General features: G+C 67.3%; 20 protein-coding genes. 12 read left to right on the top strand and 8 right to left on the bottom strand.

The annotated features are described in order from the left end of the window. Nucleotides 1-46: 46 nt before the first annotated feature. The gene (locus G578_RS0120990; RefSeq protein ID WP_028795909.1) at nucleotides 47-967 is read left to right on the top strand and encodes a dihydrodipicolinate synthase family protein; all 921 of its coding nucleotides are present in this window, start codon (nucleotides 47-49) and stop codon (nucleotides 965-967) included. A 300-nt stretch (nucleotides 968-1,267) separates the two neighbouring features. Here the strand turns inward: G578_RS0120990 and G578_RS0120985 are convergent, their stop codons facing one another. Both G578_RS0120985 and G578_RS0120980 read right to left on the bottom strand, forming a co-directional pair. Then, nucleotides 1,268-2,167 (bottom strand): DMT family transporter, encoded by a 900-nt coding sequence (locus G578_RS0120985; RefSeq protein ID WP_028795908.1) that lies wholly within the window; start codon nucleotides 2,165-2,167, stop codon nucleotides 1,268-1,270. Between the two features lie 31 nt (nucleotides 2,168-2,198). Beyond that, complete coding sequence (locus tag G578_RS0120980) at nucleotides 2,199-3,986, bottom strand: SLC13 family permease (protein ID WP_028795907.1); 1,788 nt, start codon at nucleotides 3,984-3,986, stop codon at nucleotides 2,199-2,201. Between the two features lie 127 nt (nucleotides 3,987-4,113). Here G578_RS0120980 and G578_RS29695 point away from each other — a divergent pair, with 127 nt between their 5' ends. Beyond that, complete coding sequence (locus tag G578_RS29695; RefSeq protein WP_156907418.1) at nucleotides 4,114-4,281, top strand: hypothetical protein; 168 nt, start codon at nucleotides 4,114-4,116, stop codon at nucleotides 4,279-4,281. A gap of 39 nt (nucleotides 4,282-4,320) precedes the next feature. On the opposite strand, the gene G578_RS0120970 is transcribed toward G578_RS29695, so the two are convergent. Beyond that, nucleotides 4,321-4,899 (bottom strand): PAS domain-containing protein, encoded by a 579-nt coding sequence (locus tag G578_RS0120970; protein WP_156907417.1) that lies wholly within the window; start codon nucleotides 4,897-4,899, stop codon nucleotides 4,321-4,323. 33 nt (nucleotides 4,900-4,932) lie between these two features. Continuing rightward, nucleotides 4,933-5,919, bottom strand: coding sequence for a 2-hydroxyacid dehydrogenase (locus G578_RS0120965; protein WP_028795905.1), 987 nt, complete (start codon nucleotides 5,917-5,919; stop codon nucleotides 4,933-4,935). Nucleotides 5,920-6,150: 231 nt separating this feature from the next. Here G578_RS0120965 and G578_RS0120960 point away from each other — a divergent pair, with 231 nt between their 5' ends. Continuing rightward, on the top strand, nucleotides 6,151-6,672 hold the full coding sequence (locus G578_RS0120960; protein WP_028795904.1) for an SH3 domain-containing protein: 522 nt from the start codon (nucleotides 6,151-6,153) through the stop codon (nucleotides 6,670-6,672). A 6-nt stretch (nucleotides 6,673-6,678) separates the two neighbouring features. Here G578_RS0120960 and G578_RS0120955 read toward each other — a convergent pair whose 3' ends face one another. After that, complete coding sequence (locus G578_RS0120955; RefSeq protein ID WP_028795903.1) at nucleotides 6,679-7,692, bottom strand: NAD-dependent epimerase/dehydratase family protein; 1,014 nt, start codon at nucleotides 7,690-7,692, stop codon at nucleotides 6,679-6,681. 211 nt (nucleotides 7,693-7,903) lie between these two features. Here G578_RS0120955 and G578_RS0120950 point away from each other — a divergent pair, with 211 nt between their 5' ends. Further along, nucleotides 7,904-8,473 (top strand): PAS domain-containing protein, encoded by a 570-nt coding sequence (locus G578_RS0120950; RefSeq protein ID WP_169400895.1) that lies wholly within the window; start codon nucleotides 7,904-7,906, stop codon nucleotides 8,471-8,473. A 188-nt stretch (nucleotides 8,474-8,661) separates the two neighbouring features. Beyond that, entirely contained in the window at nucleotides 8,662-12,189 is a 3,528-nt protein-coding gene (locus G578_RS0120945; protein WP_028795901.1) for an indolepyruvate ferredoxin oxidoreductase family protein, read from the top strand. A 172-nt stretch (nucleotides 12,190-12,361) separates the two neighbouring features. On the opposite strand, the gene G578_RS0120940 is transcribed toward G578_RS0120945, so the two are convergent. Next, the gene (locus G578_RS0120940) at nucleotides 12,362-12,688 is read right to left on the bottom strand and encodes a DUF2312 domain-containing protein (protein WP_084619091.1); all 327 of its coding nucleotides are present in this window, start codon (nucleotides 12,686-12,688) and stop codon (nucleotides 12,362-12,364) included. A 182-nt stretch (nucleotides 12,689-12,870) separates the two neighbouring features. On the opposite strand from G578_RS0120940, the gene G578_RS27475 reads away from it, so the two are divergent. The 5 genes from G578_RS27475 to G578_RS0120915 all read left to right on the top strand — a co-directional run bounded on the left by G578_RS27475 (nucleotide 12,871) and on the right by G578_RS0120915 (nucleotide 18,406). Then, nucleotides 12,871-13,257 (top strand): nuclear transport factor 2 family protein, encoded by a 387-nt coding sequence (locus G578_RS27475; protein WP_038015599.1) that lies wholly within the window; start codon nucleotides 12,871-12,873, stop codon nucleotides 13,255-13,257. A 158-nt stretch (nucleotides 13,258-13,415) separates the two neighbouring features. Continuing rightward, nucleotides 13,416-14,237, top strand: coding sequence for a 16S rRNA (uracil(1498)-N(3))-methyltransferase (locus tag G578_RS0120930; protein ID WP_342664904.1), 822 nt, complete (start codon nucleotides 13,416-13,418; stop codon nucleotides 14,235-14,237). Nucleotides 14,238-14,250: 13 nt separating this feature from the next. Then, nucleotides 14,251-15,615 carry a glutamate--cysteine ligase gene (locus G578_RS0120925; RefSeq protein ID WP_028795898.1) on the top strand — a complete coding sequence of 455 codons (1,365 nt, stop codon included), beginning with the start codon at nucleotides 14,251-14,253 and terminating at the stop codon, nucleotides 15,613-15,615. A 701-nt stretch (nucleotides 15,616-16,316) separates the two neighbouring features. After that, nucleotides 16,317-17,150 carry a nucleotidyl cyclase domain-containing protein gene (locus G578_RS0120920; protein ID WP_028795897.1) on the top strand — a complete coding sequence of 278 codons (834 nt, stop codon included), beginning with the start codon at nucleotides 16,317-16,319 and terminating at the stop codon, nucleotides 17,148-17,150. Continuing rightward, on the top strand, nucleotides 17,147-18,406 hold the full coding sequence (locus G578_RS0120915) for a hypothetical protein (protein ID WP_028795896.1): 1,260 nt from the start codon (nucleotides 17,147-17,149) through the stop codon (nucleotides 18,404-18,406). Before G578_RS0120920 ends, G578_RS0120915 begins: the two co-directional genes overlap by 4 nt. A gap of 4 nt (nucleotides 18,407-18,410) precedes the next feature. On the opposite strand, the gene G578_RS27470 is transcribed toward G578_RS0120915, so the two are convergent. Both G578_RS27470 and G578_RS27465 read right to left on the bottom strand, forming a co-directional pair. Beyond that, a complete protein-coding gene (locus G578_RS27470) occupies nucleotides 18,411-18,941 on the bottom strand; it encodes a cupin domain-containing protein (RefSeq protein ID WP_051245123.1) in 531 nt (176 codons plus the stop codon). Nucleotides 18,942-18,955: 14 nt separating this feature from the next. Further along, nucleotides 18,956-19,966: a hypothetical protein gene (locus G578_RS27465; RefSeq protein WP_051245122.1), complete on the bottom strand. Its 1,011-nt coding sequence runs from the start codon at nucleotides 19,964-19,966 to the stop codon at nucleotides 18,956-18,958. A gap of 150 nt (nucleotides 19,967-20,116) precedes the next feature. Here G578_RS27465 and araD point away from each other — a divergent pair, with 150 nt between their 5' ends. After that, on the top strand, nucleotides 20,117-21,841 hold the full coding sequence (gene araD, locus G578_RS0120900; RefSeq protein WP_028795895.1) for an L-arabinonate dehydratase: 1,725 nt from the start codon (nucleotides 20,117-20,119) through the stop codon (nucleotides 21,839-21,841). Nucleotides 21,842-21,857: 16 nt separating this feature from the next. Beyond that, on the top strand, nucleotides 21,858-22,562 hold the full coding sequence (locus G578_RS0120895) for an SDR family oxidoreductase (RefSeq protein WP_028795894.1): 705 nt from the start codon (nucleotides 21,858-21,860) through the stop codon (nucleotides 22,560-22,562). The last annotated feature ends 43 nt before the right edge of the window (nucleotides 22,563-22,605 follow it).

Below are 22,605 nucleotides of genomic sequence, written 5' to 3'. Positions count from 1 at the left end.
ACTGCGCAATATGGTCGGCGCTCAACATACCGCCCGGAGGAAACCGATGAGCGAGCGCATCAAAGGCGTGATGGCCGCAGGCCTGACCGCGTTCAACGACGATCTGTCGATCGATGTCCAGGGCACCCTCGATCACAGCAAGTGGCTGCTCGCCAACGGCTGCGACGGGGTGCTGCTGTTCGGCACCACGGGCGAGGCGAACTCGCTGTCCCTGAAGGAGCGTCTGGACTTCCTCGACGTGCTCGGCGAGTCCGGGCTGCCGATGGACCGGATGATGATCGGCACCGGCTGCTGCTCCTTGCCGGAAACGGTCGAACTGACCAAGAAGACCCTGGAGATCGGCATCGAGTCGGCGCTGATGCTGCCGCCGTTCTACTACAAGAACCCGAGCGACGACGGCCTGTTCGCCCATTTCGCGCGGGTGGTCGAGGCGGTCGGCGACGACCGGATGAAGATCTATCTCTACCACTTCCCGCAGATGTCGGCGGTGCCGTTCAGCCACGACCTGATCGGCCGGTTCCTGAAGGAATTCCCCGGCGTGTTCTGCGGCATCAAGGACAGCTCCGGCGACTTCGCCAACATGAAGGCGATGGCCGAGGCGTTCGACGGTTTCGACGTCTTCGCCGGCACCGAGCGCTATCTGCTCGACACTCTGAAGGCCGGCGGCGTCGGCACGATCACCGCGACCGGCAACTGCACCTCGTCGCTCTGCGGCGCGGTCTATGCCGCCTGGAAGGCCGGCGCGCCGGACATGGAGGGTCTGCAGGAGCAGCTCACCGCCCAGCGTCTGGCGCTGCAGAACTACCCGGCCGCCGCCGGCCTGAAGGAGCTGCTGGCCCGCGAGAGCGGCAAGGCGTCCTGGCGCAACGTGCGCGCGCCGTTCCTGCCGCTGCCGAAGGAAAAGGCCGACGCGCTGGCCGCCGACATGGCCAAGGTGAACTGGCAGCTCCCGGCGATGGCGGCGTAAGGGCGCTCCCCGAGCGCCACCGTCTCCCCGGCCTCGCGCCTGGGTCCAGTCGCGTTACCTGCTGGAGCGCTCGGCGATAGCATCCCGACGCTCCGGCACGCTCCCTCTCCAGATCCCGACGCAGGGCCGGGAAGACGGAAGGGGGAGTACGACAACAACGTCATCACCGTCTCCCCGGCCTCGCGCCGGGGCCCAGGGGAGACACCTGCTTGGAGCGTTCGGTCATAGGGCCCTGACGCTTCAGCTCGCGCCCTCTCTCGGTCCCGGGCAGGGCCGGGAAGACGATCAGGGTGAGCGGACTCAGGCCGGCTTCGCCCTGGTGGTCCGGTTGACCAGATACACCCCGGCGAACACCAGGACCACCGTCGCCCAGAGCCAGGGCGACGGCACCTCGCCGAAGATCGCGAATCCCCAGAACAGTCCGGCCACGTTCACCATGTAGCTGACCTGGCTGAGATAGACCGGGCCGGCGCGCTCGTTGATCTCGAAATACATGATGTAGGCCACGCAGGTGATGACGATCTGCCCGGTCATCGCCAGGTCGTGCGCCGTCGGTCCCTCGGCGAAGAGCGGGTGGAACGTCCCTGTCGCGAGCATCACCGGCAGGCTGGCTACCGATGCCGTCGCCATCATGCCCAGCGCCGCCGCCAGGGAGGACGTTCCGGCCGGGCGCAGGCGGGCGGCGAGGATGCCGTTGGTGGCGTAGAACACCGGCGTCAGCATGCCGAACAGCACCCAGCCGGTCATGTCGGCGCTCGGTAGGCTGGCATCCGGCACCACCAGGAACAGCACGCCGATCAGCCCGAGGGTCAGCCCGGCCAGGGCCAGCGGCTCGAACCGCTGCAGCCCCAGCGTCACCGCCAGGGTGAAGGTCATCATCGGCACGGTGGTCACCAGGGTGGAGATGATCCCCGCCGGCACGTGCAGAGCGGTGGTGACGATGGTGATGCTCGGGAGCACGGTGCCGACCAGCCCGGTCGCAGCGTAAAGCAGCAGATGGCGTCGGCTCGTCGGCACCTTGATGCCGGCCCGGAAGCAGACCACGAACAGGAACAGGGTCGCCCCGGTGGTCTGCATCCAGACATAGGCCAGCGGATGGATGCCGCCGAGCACCGCCGTCTTCGACAGCGAGAAGGACAGGCCCCAGAGGTTGCCCAGGATCAGCATCAGGGCCAGGGGCAGATGCCGGGCCGGGATCATGCGGCCCTCCTCGCGACCCGGGCCGACAGGGTCATGTGAACGGCCAGACCCAGGGGATCAGCCACACGCCCATGGCCACCAGGATGATCTCCAGCGGCAGGCCCATGCGCCAGTAATCCCCGAACCTGTAACCGCCCGGACCCATGACCAGCAGGTTGTTCTGGTGGCCGATCGGGGTCAGGAAGGCGCTGGACGCGCCGACCGCCACGGCCATCAGCATCGGGTCGGGATTGACGCCGATGGCCTCGGCCAGCCCGACGGAAACCGGCGCCATGACCACGGCGGTCGCCGCGTTGTTCATGATGTCCGACAGGGTCATGGTCAGGATCAGCACCACGCCGAGGATCAGGTGCGGATCGGCGCTCCAGGCGACCGCAGCGATGGCACCGGCCAGCACGTTGGCGGCACCGGTGGTCTCCAGTGCGCCGCCGACCGGGATCATGGCGGCCAGCAGGACGATCACCTGCCAGTCGATCGCCTCGTAGACCTCGCGCATGGTCAGCCCCCTGAGGAAGACCAGGGCGACCACCGCGGCGGTCAGGGCGACGGCGGCCGGGATGACGTTGGTGACGGTGGCGACGATCGCCGCGGCGAACAGCAGGATCGGCACCAGCGCGCGGCGCGGCTCCAGCGACAGGTTGCGGTAGGCAAGGGGCAGACAGCCCAGCGCCCGCACAGTGTCGTTGATCTGGTCGCGCGGCCCCTGCAGCAGCAGCACGTCGCCGGCCTGGAACCGGGCATCGCGCAGGCGCGAGCGGATCGGCGCCCCGGACCGGGCGATGGCCAGCAGGTTGATGCCGTAGCGCGCCCGCAGGGTGACCAGCGCCGGCGTCCGGCCCTCCAGCCAGGAGCGCGGCGCGACCACCGCCTCGACGATCGCCAGCGCGTCGGTGTCGATCGGGCTCTCGCCGTCCTCGGTCTTCAGGTCCTTGGCCGCCACCATCTTGAAGCCCTTGGAGACCAGCTCCTCGATCGCCTCGGTGTCGCCGTGGACCAACAGGACGTCGCCGGCTTCGAGCTTGGCGATATGCAGGCGGCGGATCACCCGGTTGCGGCCGCGCACGATGCCGTCGAACTGCGGCGGGGTCTCCATCTCCTCGGCGATCTCGTCGATCGTCCTGCCGACGACCTTCGCCTCCTTCGGCACCACGAGCTCCGTCAGGTAGCTGTCGATGTCGAACGGCGCGTCGCCCGCCGCCCCGCCTTTGCTGGAGGACGGGAGCAGGCGCCAGCCGACCAGGGTGAGGAACAGGATACCGACCACCGCCATCGGCACGCCGGTCCAGGCGAAGTCGAACAGCTCGAACCCGTGCCCGGTGATCCTCTGATGGTACTGGGCGATCAGCACGTTCGGCGGGGTGCCGATCAGGGTGACCAGGCCGCCCAGGATGGTGGCGAAGGACAGCGGCATCAGGATCAGCGACGCCGAATAGCCGGTGCGCTTGGCCATGGACAGGGCCACCGGCATCAGCAGGGCCAGCGCGCCCACGTTGTTCATGAACCCGGACATCGCCCCGCCCAGCGTCGACAGCGCCGCCATCTGGGTCAGCCGGGTCGAGGCGAAGCGCTCGATCCAGGCGGCGATCAGGTCGACCACGCCGGAGCGGGCCAGGGCGGAGGACAGGGCCAGGACGGCGGCGACGGTGATCACCGCCGGGTGGCCGAAGCCCTTGAAGGCGTCCTCAGGCGCGACGATGCCGACGAAGACGGAGGCCATCAGCGCCAGCATGGCGACGGCATCGACCCGCCATCGTCCCCAGATGAACAGGACGACCACGACGGCGAGAAGCGACAGGGTGGAGATCTGGTCGACGGTCATCGGAGGATCCGGCGGTAGGGCCGAGTTGCGGGGGCTCAATGCCTCCTCGGACATTCCCTGGAGGCATTAATCCTTTCTTTACATGGCTCTGTTTAGCTTATCCGACGAAAGTTGGGGAGTATCGATCATGCCCTTGGATGCCCGTCCTGCCTCGGATGCGGGTGATAGCGGCTACCTGCTTCCGAGCGAAGCAGCGGCGCTGACACCGGTCGGCACGATCCGCGAGCCGTATTTCGCCAGCCTCATCGACGTGGTGCGTGAGATCATCGCCGACGACCTGCCGGTGGCGGAGTAGCGGCACCCACGCCACAAACCGGCGCAATAACTGGCGCTCCTACCGCCGCAAATCAGACCAGCGCACGTCCTTGGTGATCAGGCCGTTCGAGAACTGGTCCTGGCTCCTCTCGTCCTCATCGAACACCGCAAATCCCAGGAGATGGTCGGCGGTCCGACCGTCGCCACCCAGCGGCAGCATGACCCGGCGCGCGGTGACCGACGGGCCGCGGATCGAGGCGTGCTGGGTGTAGGAGTAGTAGGCGCTCGGCCCGGAGGCGACCCGCCGCCAGCGCTCCAGAATGAGATCCGCGCTCCGGTCGGAGAACAGATCGCTGATCCGCGTGCCCTTCAGGGTCCGGTCATACCGCTCGGCGACGGCCTCGCCCGCCAGCCGGTAGACGAAATCCCCGTCGGGCAGAACATCGACGACGTAGATCCGCGACAGGGCCCAGGGAATGTCCACCGGATCGATGTCGCCGAAGGCGGGCATCCAGGCCTCGCCGCGCTTGTCGATCCAGTATTTCACGAAATCATGCATCGCGCGGGGCGCGTCCGATCCCACCAGGGCCTCCAGAGGGACCGTGATCCCCGAGGCGGCGTCCGGGTCGGTGGGCATGTCGGGGCGGTTGCTGGACATCGGGATCAAGGGGGTGTCACCCAGGCTTCGGCGTCAGAACATGGTTTCGATGACCCGGTCGGGCGGCGTGTGTCCGTCGACGAAGGTCTTCACGTTGATGATGACCTTGTCGCCCATGTCCTGACGGCCTTCGATCGTGGCGCTGCCCATATGCGGCAGCAGCACGACGTTATCCAGGTCGAGCAGCCCGCTGGCGACCTCCGGCTCGTGCTCGTAGACATCGAGCCCGGCGCCGGCGATCCGGCGCTCCTTAAGCGCCTCGACCAGGGCCTCCTGGTCGACCACCTCGCCGCGGGCGGTGTTCACCACATAGGCATGGGGCTGCATCAGGGCGAGCCGCCGCCGGTTCATCAGGTGATAGGTGGCCGGCGTGTGGGGACAGTTCAATGACAGAATGTCCATGCGCCCGACCATCTGGTCGAGATTGTCCCAGTAGGTCGCCTCGAGCTCGTTCTCGATATCGGCATGGACGGGTTTGCGGTTGTGGTAGTGCACCGAGAGGCCGAAGCCGCGGGCGCGGCGGGCGACCGCCTGGCCGATCCGGCCCATGCCGACGATGCCCAGGCGCTTGCCGTGGATCCGGTGGCCGAGCATCCGGGTCGGTGCCCAGCCGGTCCATTTGCCCGAGGTGATCAGGGCATTGCCCTCCACCAGCCGCCGCGGGACGGCCAGTATCAGCGCCATGACCATGTCGGCGGTGTCCTCGGTCAGGACGCCGGGGGTGTTGGTGACGGTGATGCCGCGGGCCTTCGCCGCGCGCAGGTCGATATGGTCGACGCCGGTGCCGAACGAGGCGATCAGCTTCAGCCGCTCGCCGGCCTGCTCGATCAGGCTGCCGTCGATCCGGTCGGTCACGGTCGGCACCAGCACGTCGCAGTCCCGCGCTGCGGCGGCGAGCTGGTCGCGGCTCATCGGTTCGTCCGACAGGTTCAGGACGGTCGAGAACAGTTCCATCATCCGGGTTTCCACCGGATCGGGAAGCTTTCGCGTGACGACCACGCGCTTCTTCGACTGCGGCATGCTCTCCTCCCGGCGATCGATCCGGCCGCGATGGGCACGAGCCCGGCCGCGCCCGGCGGTGGGGTAGCAGGGTCGCGGCGTCCTGTCACCTGCGTCGATGCGGCCGCCGGCCCCTGTCCCCCGGCACGGGCGAGACGACGACGCATATTGTAGTGCGTGGCCTTAACGAGCGCCATGGATAGCGGTATAAGACCCGTGGACCGATATCCCACCGCGACATCCGGAGCCCCAATGCGCGCCTTCGTTCTGCTCCTCGTCGCCCTCCTGGCTGCACCGGCGGCGGCGGGAGCGCAGTCCGGCGCGAGCCGGTCGGCCATGACCTCGGTCGGCACCGAGACCGGCCTGCCGATCCCGCGCTTCGTCACCCTGCGGGCGCGCGAGGTGAATGTCCGCACCGGGCCCGGCGTGCGCTATCCGATCGACTGGGTGTTCCAGCGCCCGAACCTGCCGGTGGAGGTGGTCGCCGAGTTCGACACCTGGCGCAAGATCCGCGACTTCGAGGGCACCGAGGGCTGGGTGCACCAGTCCATGCTGTCCGGCCGGCGCACGGTGATCGTGATCACCGCCGTCCGTCTGCTGCGCAGTGAGCCGGCGGAGAGTTCGCCGCCGATGGCGCGTCTGGAGCCGGGCGTGATCGCCTGGCTGGAGGCCTGCCGCGCCGACTGGTGCGAGGTCGAGGTCGCCGGCATCGACGGCTGGCTGCGCCGCGGCGACGTCTGGGGCGTGCGCGCGGACGAGTCGGTCGAGGAATAGTTTCCGTCAGGGCCGTGCCGAAGCCCGATGATAGCGCTTGAACCAGTCGACGAAGCGCGGGATGCCGTCCTCGATCGAGGTCGCCGGTCGGTAGCCGAGGTCCCGGGTGCTGGCCGCGATGTCGGCATAGGTCTCGACCACGTCGCCGGCCTGCATCGGCTTCATGTCGAGCTCGGCGGCGCGGCCGCAGGCGGTCTCGATCACCCGGATATAGTCGAGCAGGGCGACAGGTTCGTGGTTGCCCAGGTTGTACAGAACGCACGGCGGCGCGCCCTCGGCGCCGGCGGGCGGACGGTCGAGGGCGGCGAGGACGCCGGCGACGATGTCGTCGATATAGGTGAAGTCGCGCCGCATCCGGCCGTGGTTGAACACCTGGATCGGCTCGCCCCGCAGGATCCGCTCGGTGAACAGCCAGGGTGACATGTCGGGCCGGCCCCAGGGGCCGTAGACGGTGAAGAACCGCAGGCCGGTGGCGGGGATGCCGTACAGGCTGGCATAGCTGTAGGTCATCACCTCGTTGGCCTTCTTGGTGGCCCCGTAGAACGACACCGGTCGGTCGACCCTGTCCTCCACCGAGAAGGGGATCTCGCGGTTGGCGCCGTAGACGCTGGAGGAGGAGGCGTAGACCAGATGCTTCAGGGCCGGCCGGCCGGCCCTCGCCTCCATCCGGCCGCGGGCCATCTCCAGCATCACCAGATGGCCGATCAGATTGGCGTTGGCGTAGTCGAACGGCTCCTGCAGGGAATAGCGCACGCCCGCCTGGGCGCCCAGATGGACGATGCGGTCGATCGCCGGATGGCGCGCGTCGAACGCGGCCATGGCCGCCCGGTCGGCGAAGTCGATCCGCTCGAAGAGGAAGCCGTTTCGACCCTCGAGCTCGGCCAGCCGCGCCCGTTTCAGGGCGGGGTCGTAATAGGCGTTCAGATTGTCGATGCCGACCACCTGTTCGCCCCGGTCGAGCAGGGCGCGCACGGTATGCATACCGATGAAGCCGGCGGCACCGGTGACGAGCACGGTCATCTGCTTAGGGTCTCCCCGCGGCCCCGTTTGGGGGCCTCGTTCCTACTGCGACGCCTGCTTAACCTCTCGGCCTCGCCGCGTCGAGGCCGAGTCGTGTCGCATTTCCGCTCCCGCCGCGGCAGGTGGGCGTCCCGGAGTGAGTAAATCAGTATTGCCTCGAACTTCGGGAGCCAATTTGCTAGCGATATAGTCGGTGGGTATGGGGGGCGACGTGACGGATGGCGAGGTGACGGAGGAGTGGACCGGGCCACGTCACGTGGTTCTGGAGAGGATCGGTCATGCGCCGCGCTGCGCGGCGCTGCTCGACATCTGGAAAGCGGCCCGGGTCGGCAACGCCATGGCGGCGCGATCCGCCCTGGACCCTATCATCCTGGCCAAGGCCGGCCTTCTGCCCTTCGTCTGGGTCCTGGAGCGCGACGCCGGCGGTGCCTGCTTTTACCGGCTGATCGGCGAGAGCATCCGGCGGAACTTCAACATGCCGATGCGCGGACGGTACGTGCACGAGATCTTCGATCAGGACATGAGCCGATTGATCAGCAGCCGCTGCGAGCGGATTCTGTCCGAAGCCGAGATCATGTTCACCAGCGGCCGCGTCTACCGGGACGGCAAGGCGGTCTACTATGCGCGCCGGCTCGTGCTGCCGCTGCGCGACGAGGACGGCACCGCCCGCTTCCTGATCGGCACGGTGGATCAGTCGGAGATGGGGCGCGACACCAACCGGGTCGACAATCCCCGCTTCACCAACGACTTCGTCGCCTTTGTCGGTGTCGAGTCGATTTAGCTCCCGGACCGGCCCCGCAGCCCACCTGCGTGCATTGCCAGGACCGGGCACGTCTGTCGTAATCGACGCTCCGGAGCAGGGGGCGACCGACGGCCGGTTGTCGGTTAGGTCAGTAACCTTTACCTTTGAGACAGAGGCTCGCATCCCACATCAGGGGGGCACAACCAGACGAGCCGGGAGGCCATGGCATGGATCGGTCCAGTACCGCGCAGTCCAGTACCGCACAGTCCGCGAGCGCCCTCGCGACTGTCTCGCTCGACGACAAGTACACCCTCGACCGGGGACGGATCTTCCTGACCGGCGTCCAGGCGCTGGTACGCCTGCCGATGATCCAGCGGCGGATCGACCAGGCTGCCGGGCATGACACCGCGACCTATATCTCCGGCTACCGGGGCTCGCCGCTCGGCACCTACGACCAGCAGCTCTGGCGCGCCGGCAAGCTGCTCAAGGAGCACCGCATCCACTTCACCCCGGGGGTGAACGAGGAACTGGCGGCGACCTCCGTGTGGGGCTCCCAGCAGCCGGGCCTGTTCCAGGGGGCGACCGCCGACGGCGTTGTCGGCCTATGGTACGGCAAGGGGCCGGGCGTCGACCGCTCCGGCGACGTGTTCAAGCACGGCAACTTCGCCGGCTCGTCCAAGCTCGGCGGCGTCCTGCTGTTCGCCGGCGACGACCACACCGCCAAGTCATCCACCGTCCCGCACCAGAGCGAATACGCCTTCGTCGACGCCAACGTGCCGGTGCTGAACCCGGCCGGGGTGCAGGACACGCTCGACTTCGGTCTGCTCGGCATCGCGCTCAGCCGGTTCAGCGGCTGCTGGATCGGCTTCAAGACCACCGCCGAGATCATGGACAGCACGGCCTCGGTCACTGCCGATCCGGAGTCGGTGAACATCACCATTCCCGAGTTCGACATGCCGCCGGGCGGGCTCAACATCCGCTGGCCCGACGACTGGACCAGCCAGGAGCAGCGGCTGCAGGATTTCAAGCTGCCGGCGGTCCGCGCCTTCACCCAGGCGAACGCCTTCGACACGGTGGTCTGGGATACCGACAAGCCGCGTCTGGTGATCGTCACCACCGGCAAGTCCTATCTCGACGTGCGCCAGGCGCTGGACGATCTCGGCATCGACGCCGAGATGGCCCGCGACATCGGCCTGCGCCTCTACAAGGTCGGCATGTCCTGGCCGCTGGAGCCCAGCGGGGCGATCGCCGCCACGGCCGACGCCGAAAAGGTGCTGGTGATCGAGGAGAAACGCTCGCTGATCGAGTGGCAGCTCAAGGAGATCCTCTACGACCAGCCCCATGCCCGCCAGCCGAAGGTCGAGGGTAAGAAGACAATCGACGGCAAGCCGCTGTTCCGGGTCAACGGCGAGCTGTTCGCCAACGAGATCGCGCTGGCCATCGCCGACCGGGTGCTGGAGATCGCCGATCTGGAGCGGATCAAGGCGCGCCGCGCCCTGGTCGAGCAGCGCATGAAGTCGGAGCAGGCCAAGCCTTCCGACTTCGCGCGCACCCCGTATTTCTGCTCCGGCTGTCCGCACAACACCTCCACCAAGGTGCCGGACGGGTCCCGCGCCATGGCGGGCATCGGCTGCCACTTCCTGGCGTCCTGGATGCCGCGCAGCACCGAGACCTTCACCCAGATGGGCGGCGAGGGCGTGCCCTGGGTCGGCATGGCGCCGTTCACCGAGACCAAGCACATCTTCGCCAATCTGGGCGACGGCACCTTCAATCACTCGGGTAGCCTCGCGATCCGACAGGCGGTCGCCGCCAAGGCGACCATGACCTACAAGATCCTGTTCAACGACGCCGTCGCCATGACCGGCGGCCAGCCCTCGGACAGCCAGCTCACCCCCTGGATCATCGCCCGCATGGTCGCCGCCGAAGGGGTGGCCCGGGTCGACGTGGTCACCGACGATCCCGACAAGTATCCCTCCGACAGCATCTGGCCCGAGGGCACGAAGGTCCATCACCGCGACGACCTCGACAGCCTGCAGCGCGACCTGCGGGAGACGCCCGGTGTGACGGTCATCATCTACGACCAGACCTGTGCCGCGGAGAAGCGCCGCCGGCGCAAGCGCGGCCTGATGGAGGACCCGAACAAGCGGATCTTCATCAACGAGCAGGTCTGCGAGGGCTGCGGCGATTGCGGCGTGCAGTCGAACTGCGTGTCGATCCAGCCGGTGGAGACCGAGTTCGGCCGCAAGCGCAAGATCGACCAGTCGACCTGCAACAAGGACTATTCCTGCGTGAAGGGCTTCTGCCCGAGCTTCGTCAACGTGATCGGCGGCAAGGTCCGCAAGAGCACCGGCCAGGCCGGCAAGTCGGACACGCCGCCGCCGGTCTTCGAAGCACTGCCGGAGCCGGCGCTCCCCGGTCTGGACGAGCCTTACGGCATCCTGGTCACCGGCATCGGCGGCACCGGCGTGGTGACGATCGGCGCGCTGATCGGCATGGCCGCCCATCTTGAGGGCAAGGGCACCAGCATCCTGGACATGACCGGCCTCGCCCAGAAGGGCGGCGCGGTGATCAGCCATGTGAAGGTCGCAAGCTCGCCCGACGCCGTGCACGCCCCGCGCGTCGCCACCGGCTCGGCCGACCTCATGCTGGCCTGCGACATCGCCACGGCGGTGTCCAAGGACGGGCTGAAGGCGATGAGCCGGGAGCGCACCCGGGCCGTGGTCAACACCCAGGAGACCATGACCGGCGCCTTCACCCAGAACCCGGACCTGCACTTCCCGGCCGAGGCCATGAAGACCCAGATCCGCGAGGTCGCCGGCGACAATTCCGCCGAGTTCGTGGACGCCAACCGGATCGCCACCAAACTGCTGGGCGACAGCATCGCCTCCAACCTCTTCATGCTGGGCTATGCCTATCAGCAGGGGTTGGTGCCGCTGTCCGCCGCCGCCATCGAGCGAGCGATCGAGCTGAACGCGGTCGCCGTCGACTTCAACAAGCAGGCCTTCCTGTGGGGCCGCCGCACCGCCCATGACCGCGAAGCGGTAGAGCGGATCGTCGCCCCGAAGACCGAGGCGCCGGCCCGGACCGCGCCGGAGACCCTGGCGGAGATGGTCGAGCGGCGCTTCAACATTCTGACCGAGTACCAGGACGCGGCCTATGCCGGCCGTTACAAGGCGCTGGTCGACAAGGTGGAAGCGGCCGAGAAGAAGGCGGTGCCGGGCAGCGACGCCATGGCCAAGGCGGTGGCCCGCTACGCCTACAAGCTGATGGCGATCAAGGACGAGTACGAGGTCGCCCGGCTCTACACCGACGGCACCTTCCGCAAGCAGCTCCACGACACGTTCGAGGGCGACTTCAAGCTGGAGTTCAACCTGGCCCCGCCGCTCTTCGCCAAACGCGATCCGGAGACCGGCAAGCTGCAGAAATCGGTCTACGGGCCCTGGATGCTCAGCGCCTTCGGCATCCTGGCGAAGTTCAAGGGCCTGCGGGGCGGCGCCTTCGACATCTTCGGCAGGACGGACGAGCGCCGGATGGAACGCCGCCTGCGCGACGAGTACATCGCCCGCATGGAGCGGCTGGCCGACGGCCTGTCACCCCAGACCCACCCGGTGGCGGTCGACCTGGCCCTGGTGCCGGAACAGATCCGCGGCTACGGCCATGTGAAGGAGGCCCATGTGGAGCGGGCCGAGGCCAAGGTGAAGGCGCTGGAGGAGCAGCTCCGCAACCCGGACGCGGCACGGAAGGCGGCGGAGTAGGGGGCGCCGTCAAACACCACCCGGTCGTCATCCCGGGAGACCCCGGACCTGATCCGGGGACTGCCCGGGCCCCTGGCGTCCGTCGGCTAGGTCCCGGCCGACCTCCGGATCAAGTCCGGACGTCGCCGGGATGACGGTGTTTTGGGGAGCGGAGTAAAGGTGGAGTGAGCCCTTAGGCCATTCCGAGCGCGCGCTTGTAGACTTCCAGCAGGGTCTCCAGCTCGTCGCGGTCGTCTTCTTCCATTTTCCGCAGGCGCAGGATCTGGCGCATGATCTTCACGTCGTAGCCCTGGGCCTTGGCTTCGGCGAAGATCTCCTTGATGTCGGCCATCAGGTTCGCCTTCTCCTCCTCCAGGTTCTCGATCCGCTGGATGAAGGACTCGAGCTGGCCGGCGTTGATGCCGCCGACATAGGGGGAATCGCCCTCGCTGGCTGAGGCAATGCCCGAATTGTTGCTGGCGGGCGCGGGGGCGGTCTCGTCGTCGTAGTCGTCCGACATCGCAGGCTCTCCTTCAGGCGGTCAGTTGCGCGGGGCGCCGCGCGGAACGGGGCGCGGAAAAGGCGCTGAAAACGGGTGCGGACCCTACGCGCAGCCCGCGGCGCAATCAAGCTTGACAGCGTTAGAACAAAAATAGAACATTTGCGGCCCTGGCACTACGAGCCCGGCAACAGGAGGCTGGCATGCTGGCGACCATGATTTCGGATCCGACCGACCCGGTGCGCGCCCTGTGGGAACGGATGAACCATCGCGACTGGGACTCGGTGGCGCGGCTGCTCGACGGCGGTTTCCAGGCGATCTGGCCGCAGACCGGGGAGCGGATCGCCTCTCCGGCCAATTACGTCGGGCTCAATCGGACCTATCCGGGCGACTGGAAGATCGCGGTGAAGACCGTGGACGCCACGGCCGAGGGGGCTGTGGCCCGGATCCACATCTCCAATGGCGAGGAGGATGTGTACGCGGTCGGGTTCTATCGGGTAATGGGCGGCAAGATCCTGAGCGCGGAGGAATACTTCGCCGATGCCGGCACCCCGCCCTACGACCGCTCCGACTGGGTGGAGCGGCTGTAAACGGCCGCCACCCTTTTCCTCAGCCGTCATCCCGGCGAGCTCCGGGCTCGACCCGAAGGTCGGCCGGGACCCAGCCCCAACTGCCGGACCCTGGGTCCCGGTCTCGCCCCGGATCAGGTCCGGGGGCGAACCGGGATGACGGCGATGAGAGAATGAAGGTGCGTGAACGAGCAATGCGCACCGACACCCCGCTTGCCCATCCCCGGCTCCCCGGCTACACCGCGCCCATGAAGGACGGGATCGAAACGCGGCTCTATGTCGACGCCCCGCTCGCGGCGGGCGGGGTGGTGGCGCTCGGCCAGGATCAGGCCCACTACCTGAAGAACGTGCTGCGCCTCGGCCCCGGCGAGGGGGTGGCGTTGTTCAACGGGCGCGACGGCGAATGGCGCGCCGAGATCGCTGCCGTCGCCAAGAAATCCGCCGACCTCGCCGTCATAGAACAGACCCGCCCGCAGCGGGCCGAGCCCGATGTCTGGCTCGCCTTCGCGCCGATCAAGCGGGCGCGGATCGATTTCACCGCCCAGAAGGCGACGGAACTCGGCGCGTCGGTGCTCTGGCCGGTGATGACCCGGCACACCATGGTCGACCGGGTGAACACCGAGCGGCTGCGCGCCAATGCCGTCGAGGCGGCGGAGCAGAGCGACCGGCTGACCGTCCCGGATGTCCGGGAACCGGCCAAACTGGAGGCGCTGATCGAGGCCTGGCCGGCCGATCGCGCCCTGATTCTGGCCGACGAGACCGGCGGCCCGCCGATCGCCGAGGCGCTGTCCATGCATCGGGAGCGTCCGATGACAAGGGCCGGATTCCTGATCGGACCGGAAGGGGGCTTTGCCGAACCGGAACTTGACCGGCTTCGGAAGCTGCCGTTTGTTACGCGTGTCAGCCTGGGAGAGCGTCTCCTGCGCGCCGACACGGCCGCGCTCGCGGTGCTTGCCATCTGGCAGGCGCTCGTGGGCGATTGGACCGCTCGCCACGACTGATACCGGAGGCTCAATGTCCCGTCCGCCTGAAGATCAGGGCGCGCCCATCACCGACAAGGCGCAGCTGATCGAGTGGTTCTCCTCCGCCGTCACGCCCCGCAGTGACTGGAAGGTCGGGACCGAACACGAGAAGTTCGCCTTCCGCCTGTCCGACCACAAGCGGCTGCCCTACGAGGGGTCGGACGGGATCGGTGCGATCCTGAACGGCCTTAAGCGCTTCGGCTGGGAAGGCATCGAGGAGAAGGGCAAGGTCATCGCCCTGACCCAGAACCGCTGCGCCATCACCCTGGAGCCGGGTGGCCAGTTCGAGCTCTCCGGCGCGCCGCTCGACAACCTGCACCAGACCTGCGACGAGGTGCATACCCACCTCGCCCAGGTGCGCGAGGTCTGCGACGAACTCGGGGTCGGCATGCTCGGCCTCGGATTCGACCCGACCTCGACCCGCGAGGACATCACGTGGATGCCGAAGGGCCGCTACGGGATCATGAGCGCCTACATGCCCAAGAAGGGCTCGCTCGGCCTCGACATGATGAAGCGGACCTGCACCATCCAGGCGAATCTCGACTTCGAGTCCGAGGCCGACATGGTGGAGAAGTACCGGATCTCGCTGGCGCTTCAGCCGATCGCCACCGCCCTGTTCGCCAACTCGCCCTTCACCGAGGGCAAGCTGAACGGGTTCCGCACCTTCCGCAGCCATGTCTGGACCGACACCGACCCGGACCGCTGCGGCATGCTGCCCTTCGTCTTCGAGGAGGGCTTCGGCTTCGAGCGCTATGTCGACTACCTGCTCGACGTGCCGATGTACTTCGTCTACCGCGACGGCCAGTACATCGACGTGGCGGGCAAGAGCTTCCGCGACTTCATCGACGGAAAGCTGCCGGAGGTGGCGGGCCACACCGCCTCCATGGGCGACTGGTCGGACCACACCACCACCGTCTTCCAGGAAGTCCGTCTGAAGAAGTACATCGAGATGCGCGGCGCCGACGGCGGTCCCTGGGGCCGCATCTGCGCCCTGCCGGCCCTTTGGGTCGGTCTTCTCTACGACCCGGGCGTGCAGGACCAGGCCTGGCAGCTCTGCCGCGACTGGACGGTCCAGGAGCAGGAGGAACTCCGCAACGCGGTTCCCCGTCACGGCCTCGCCGCCGAGTTCCGCGGCCGCAGCCTCAAGGACTGGTCGGCCGATGTGGTGGATCTGGCCCGCGAGGGCCTGAAGCGCCGTGCCCGTCTCGACTACCAGGGCAGTGACGAGACCGGCTACCTGAAGCCGCTGGAAGAGATCGTCGCCACCGGCCGCAGCCAGGCCGCCGACCTGATCGAGGCCTATAACGGCCGCTGGAACGGCAGCGTCGACCCGGTGTTCGAGGAACTGCGCTACTGATCGCAAGCATGTCCCCGCCATGTCCGGGGGCATGCCCTCCTTTGCCGCCGGCGGTGCGGCGTCGACCCGCATTGCGAGAAATCCAGGACCCGCGCGTATCTTCAGGCGAGAGCGCGGCGTGACCCCCGAGCCTGCCTGCCGCCGGCCGCCGCGGGGGTGCGAGGGGTGCCGGACCGCGGGACCATGGCGGTTAACCCATTCTTAAAGTGCTGACCTTAGTTCTTTCGTCGGCGAGCGGTGCGGAAGGTCTATTTCCAGTCGTTATGGGCATCTGCATAAGATGTTACATTTCGATGATAACAGAAATGCTCCTGCCGTGGTGAAGTCAAAAGCAAAAGGCATTTAATTGTCTTGATTTTGATGGGCTTTCCGGTTGAGACGAAAATTCCGGATATGCTACATTCTACGAATACTGGGGGTTCTGGGCGGCAGTTCGAAAGATTTTAAAATACTTTGTAAGTTGAAGGGGTTCTCGGGGTTCGGTGTCGTCTGGCTCTCGTCCGGCCACTCTTGTCGGATGGACGGTGTCCCAATGCATGCGGCGGTCGCCCGGTGGTGTTCGCTCGGTTCTGCGGTCGGAATACAGGGCCGCGGTAGGAGAAGGCCTTCATCGGCACGCGTATGGCGGGCAATAGAAGGTTGGGGAGTTTACCGGCCGGGGGTCGGGTGGCCACATCCGTTGGGGTCGGGAGAAGGTAGGAATGGAGCGTTCGATCTATATTTCGGGAGCGGATCTGGCGGCCCAGGTTGCGGCTCAGCGGATGATCGGCGAGGGCGGACGCGGGTTTCGGGGGCCCGAGACTTGCGAGTCCTGGCTCGAGGTGCCGCCCGGCGGCGTCGTCATCGGATCTCTGGCGCTGAATTCCGACTGCGGCGGCCCGATCTGCCAGGATGGCGTCACCTCGGTGGTCATCGTGCCGACCCATGCGGACGGCCTGCAGGCGATGAGCCGCGGGGCGGATCATTACATTGTCGCCGCCGAGGTGGACGGCCCCGTGCCGGAAACGATCGCGCTGCAGATCCGGCGGGCCGACAGCGCCCGGTCCTCCGGCTTCGGGAACGGCGTGATCGACCAGGAGAACTGCGTCGACGGTCAGGCCTTGCGCTGGCTGATCGCCTATACCGGGTCCGTGGTTCATCGCCACGGCCAGATCGGCTACATGATCCTGCTCCGCGTCGTGCCCGAGGAGACGGTCCCCTCGGAAGCGCTGGCCGAGCTGATCTGCACCCGGCTGTGCGCGACCATGCGCTCGGCCGACATCGTCTCCTGGCTCGGCCGCAACTGGTTCGCCAGTCTGGTGGCGACCGGCCTGACCCTGGAGGGCGCCCAGGTTCTGGCCGGCCGGCTGCGGGAAGCCTGCGGCCATCCGATCGACTATGCGGGCCGGCGGATCGCCGTGCGCTGCAACATCGGCATGACCACCTTCGGCGGCAGCGAGACCGACCCGGACATGATCCTGGACCGGGCGGCCGCGGCGGTGGATCAGTCGACCTGGAGCAACTTCAATGAGTCGATCCAGGAGGCGCCGCGATGAGCCGCAAGGACCGCCCCCTGCCGATGAGCTTTGAGGCGCGTGGCGCCAGCGTTCCGTTCGAGAGCACCAGTCTGCGAGAATGCCGCCTGCGTGTGGTCGATCTGGGCCGTGAGCTGGACTGGGAGATCACCGTGCCGAGCGGCATGGGCGGGACCGATTCCCGCAGCGTCATGATCCTGCCCTGGCGGGACGTGCCGGCCTTCGCCGGCATGACCCTGCGCGACAAGGAGCTGTACCAGCGCATCGACGACATCGACGACTCGGAATCCCCGGATCCCTTCAAGGTGCGGGAGATCCGCATCCGCGTCGACCAGACCATGGGCGAGACCGAGGAGGTCCGGCAGCAGGCGGCGCTGGAGGTCGACCGGGAGAAGCAGGACCGGCTGATGACCTATCTCAGCTTCCTGGCTCAGCTCACCCGCGATTGCGGCATCCGCAAGGGCGACGCCTTCATGGCAAGTGCCGATACCGCGCTGCTGATGCGGCTCACCAAGGACAAGGAGGCCAGCAAGGAGGCCGGGCTCGACGCCTCGGCCCTGACCGAGCGCGTGTTGACCTTCGCCTCGGAGGAGCTCGACGCGCCGGTGAAGGTGGTGAACAAGCGCCTGGAGGAACTGACCAGCTACATGGCTCCGTTCGGCGCGGTGAACATCGAGGCGGAAAACAAGACCGACGGCTTCCTGACGCGGACTCGGAACGAGATCAAGCGGATGGACCGGACGATGACGCAGTACTCAAAGACGGCGCGCACGGAGACGTCCGACCGGATCACGCTCGTGCGGTTCGCGATCAAGGACTTTCTCGACTACGTCGACGACCGTTTCAATCAGATCGAGCAGTTCTTCTCGTACTTCATGAACGTCTTCCGCGAGTACGATAAGACCAAGGGCTTCGCCCAGCAGATCCGCCGCGACGTGTCCTATGCGCTCGATGGCTGGAGTCACCTGTGCAGGATCTGGTTCACCGCCCTGGACAGCAAAGAGGGCGAAACCATCGATGACGCGATCGGCTATATCCTGGCCAACCTGCCGATCATGCCGGACGAGGAGGTGAACCAGAACGACGACCGGTCGAAGGTCCGGCGCGGCTTCGAGATGGCGCGCGTCCAGATGGTCCGCACCATGGTCAATTGGACCGACAATACGGTCGACAAGGAACTGGAGCAGCGGGTCGCGGCGGCCAAAGAGGAACAGGCGAAGCCGAAGGTCGATCCCAACCAGGTCAAGAAACGCCGCCGGGCCGGCGCCCGCATGTAGCGGTCTACCGGACCCAAGCGTCCAGCAGCGGTCCGACCGGCCCGAACAGCGGGTCGGTCTGCGGCAGGGGAACGGCTGCGATCCGGGCGTCCACACCGTCGCGGGGGTCGTTCTCGCGCTTGAGGTCGGGGTTCTCCTGGCCCGGCGGATAGCAGCCGCAGACCAGGAAATCGCCGCTGGCCGACAGGCACTTGTGTCCGGTTCCCGCCGGCAGGACCAGGGCGTCGCCGCGCCTCACCGTCACCCGCTCCCCGCTCTCGCCGCCGAGCTGCAGGTCAGCCTCGCCGCCGACGCAGATCAGCGCCTCATGGGCGTTGGAGTGGTAGTGGTGATAGGGAAACACACCGTAAAGCCAGGCCCCGCCCCAGCCGTTCCGGCGCACAGTGGCCTGCACCTCCTGCGCCGAGGTGCCGGCCGGCACGGCGCCTCCGAGGACAAGCACCGGCAGGGTCGGATGGTTCGGTGCCGCCCGGTCCGGGCCGAAGCTCAGGGTGGAGACGGTCGGGGTGGTGACGGTCGGTGTCGCGTCGGTCATGTCGGCTCCCTTGCTTAATCCGGCGAGACCGTTACCGGATGGGCGTGGTCGTGGGTGAAGCCGCCGGTATAGGCCGCCAGGTACGGCATGGCGAAGGCGACCGCGATGCTTACGATCAGGCCGGCCAGCGCCTTGGCGATGTCCGACGCCGCGGTCCGGCCCGCCTGGTTCAGCGAGGTCACCTTCAGCATCAGGACCAGGCCGATCTCCCGACCCGCCAGCAGGCCCAGAAACACCCAGGTGGTGCTCATCGGCACGTTCGACAATTCCTTGAAGAAGATCAGGATCAGCGCATAGGCGAAATCGATCAGCGTGGCCGAGCGGATGTCCTGGGTGTTGGTCTTGGAGGTCACGATCCCCTGGATCGCGCCGCCGCGCCGGTAGAACAGATAGGCGTGCAGGGCCAGCATCACCACCAGCGCGAAGATCAGCATCGACATGTCGAGCTTGCGCGGCAGGTAGGCGAAGATGTTGGCCAGGTCCTGGACCAGCCACTGGCTCCACAGGAAGCCGGTCGAGATCCACTGCAGTGCCACCCAGTATCTGGCCGGTTCGCGGTCCCGGCTCGCCAGGATGCGGCTGTAGAACAGCTTGCTGATCGCCAGATACACCACCAGCCCCACGCCGAAGGCCACCAGGTAGCCGACGATCGATTTCACCAGCATCGCCGGCAGGGCGGTGGCGGTGAACGAGGTCAGGATCAGGAAGGTCGTGCTCACCGGAATGCCGTAGCGGGTCAGAATCAGCACGATCAGCGGCGGCAGGACCAGGGCCCAGGTGAACAGGTCCGGGATCGGGAACTTCTCCAGGCGCCCGTAGGAGATGTCGCCGTCATAGGCGAACCAGCCGTAGAAGAAGACGGCCGTCAGGATGCCGCCGGCGAACAGCCACAGCACCCACCACGGCCGGTGGCTGTTGGAACTGAGGAAGGTTCCCAGGGTCTGGATCGCGTCGTTGGCGACGACCGAATAGGCGGCCAGGAGGAACCCCAGCATCATCAGCAGGTGGTGTGCGTCGAATTCCATGAGCCCCCCCGGCGCATTCCGCGAATCAGGCCGCGAGTATGGCCGCCCGCGGTCGGTTCGGCCACCCTGACGCCGCACCTTGACCCCCGCCGGGTGCGGTGCTCGACTGCGGCAAAACACAGAACCAAGCAAGCGACCGGAGGGAAATACATGGCGCGCAAGACATACGAGGATCTGCGCAGTGCGCGCTGGTACGGGGCGGCCGATCTTCGCGCCTTCGGACACCGCTCGCGGACCCTGCAGATGGGCTACAGCCGCGAGGACTGGAACGGCAAGCCGGTGATCGCCATCGTCAACACCTGGTCCGAAATCAACCCCTGTCACACCCACTTCCGCCAGCGCGCCGAAGAGGTGAAGCGCGGCGTGTGGCAGGCTGGCGGCTTCCCGGTCGAGCTGCCGGCGATCTCCCTGTCGGAGCCGTTCCAGAAGCCGACCACCATGATGTACCGCAACCTGCTGGCCATGGAGACCGAGGAGCTGCTGCGCTCCTACCCGGCCGACGGAGCGGTGCTGATGGGCGGCTGCGACAAGACCACGCCGGCCCTGCTGATGGGGGCGGCCAGCATGAACATCCCGTCGATCTTCGTGCCCGCCGGGCCGATGCTGCGCGGCAACTGGCACGGCAAGACGCTCGGCTCCGGCTCCGACACCTGGAAGTACTGGGCCGAGCTGAAGGTCGGCAACATCTCCGAGCGCGACTGGGAGGAGATCGAGGAGGGCATCGCCCGCTCGCCCGGCACCTGCATGACCATGGGCACGGCGGCCACGATGATGAGCGCGGTCGAGGCCCTGGGCATGTCGCTGCCCGGCTCCAGCGCCATCCCCGCGCCGGATTCCAACCATTCGCGCATGGCCGCCCTGTCCGGCCGGCGCATCGTCGACATGGTCTGGGAGGACCTGAAGCCGTCCGACATCATGACCGAGGGGGCGTTCGAGAACTCGATCTCCACCGTCATGGCCATGGGCGGCTCGACCAACGCCATCGTCCACCTGATCGCCATGGCCGGCCGGCTCGGCCTGCCGATCGATCTCGACCGGTTCGACGCGATCTCGCGCCGGGTGCCGTGGCTGGCCGATATCCGGCCGTCGGGCCGGTGGCTGATGGAGGACTTCTTCTATGCCGGCGGCCTGCCGGCTTTGCTCGGCGAGTTGAAGGACCTGCTGCACACCGACGCGGTGACCGTCTCCGGCAAGACCCTGGGCGAGGATATCGCCAACGCCGACGTCTACAACGAGGAGGTCATCCGCCGCCGCGCCAACCCGATGAGCAAGCAGGGCGGGCTGGCGGTGCTGCGCGGCAACCTGGCGCCCAACGGGGCGGTGATCAAGCAGACCGCCATGGACCCGAAGTTCATGAAGCACCGCGGCCCGGCGGTGGTCTTCGCCGACTACAACGACATGGCCGCCCGCCTGGACGATCCGAACCTCGAGGTCACGCCGGACAGCGTCATCGTGCTCAAGCATGCCGGTCCCCAGGGCGGGCCGGGCATGCCGGAATGGGGCATGCTGCCGATCCCCAAGAAGATCCTGGAGATGGGCATCCGCGACATGGTGCGGATCTCCGACGCCCGCATGTCCGGCACCAGCTATGGCACCTGCGTGCTGCATGTGGCGCCCGAAAGCTGGGTCGGCGGCCCGCTGGCCTTCGTGCAGGACGGCGACATGATCGAGCTCGACGTCGACGGCCGTCGCCTGCATCTGGACGTGTCCGACGAGGATCTGGCCGCCCGCAAGGCCGCCTGGACCCCGCCCCAGCGCAAGTTCGAGCGCGGCTTCGGCGCGATCTACGCCGACCACATCACCCAGGCCGACAAGGGCTGCGACTTCGACGTGCTGATGGGCACCATGGCGACGCCGGAGCCGGAGATTCATTGAGCTGGAGAGGCACGGAATGCCCGACACCAAAGTCGCTCTGATCACCGCCGCCGGCTCCGGGATGGGCGCGGCGATCGCGCGGAAGCTGGCGGCGGACGGGTATGCCGTCGCCATCAACTCCTCGTCCGGCAAGGGCGAGGATCTCGCGCGGGAACTCGGCGGTATCTCGGTGACCGGCTCCAACCTGGAGCCCGACGTACTGAAGGCGCTGGTCGATGCCGCTCTCGACAAGTGGGGGCGGATCGACGCGGTGGTGAACTCCGCCGGCCACGGTCCGAAGGGGCCGGTGCTCGACCTCACCGACGAGGACTGGCACCTGGGCCTCGACGTCTACCTGATGAACGTGATCCGCATGACCCGTCTGGTCGTGCCGGTCATGGAGAAGCAGAGCGGCGGGACGATCGTCAACATCTCCACCTATGCCGCCTTCGAGCCGGAGGAGGCGTTCCCCACCTCCGGCGTGTTCCGCGCCGGGCTCGCCGCCTTCACCAAGCTGGTGACCGACAAATACGCCGCCGCCGGCATCCGCATGAACAATATCCTTCCGGGCTTCATCGACAGCCGGCCGGAAAAGGAGGCGTTCCGCGCCCGAATCCCCATGGGCCGCTACGGCCGGGCCGAGGAGATCGCCGACGTGGCCGCCTTCCTGGTCTCCGACGCGTCGTCCTACATCACCGGACAGAATCTGAGGGTAGACGGCGGCATCACACGAAGTGTGTGAGAAGAACCTCAATCGGTGGCTACATTCGCCTGTTCGCGCTCCC

The organism is Thalassobaculum salexigens DSM 19539, assembly GCF_000423805.1.
In the GTDB taxonomy this organism is placed as follows: Bacteria; Pseudomonadota; Alphaproteobacteria; order Thalassobaculales; family Thalassobaculaceae; genus Thalassobaculum; species Thalassobaculum litoreum.
This window is presented reverse-complemented; position numbering and strand designations above follow the sequence as displayed.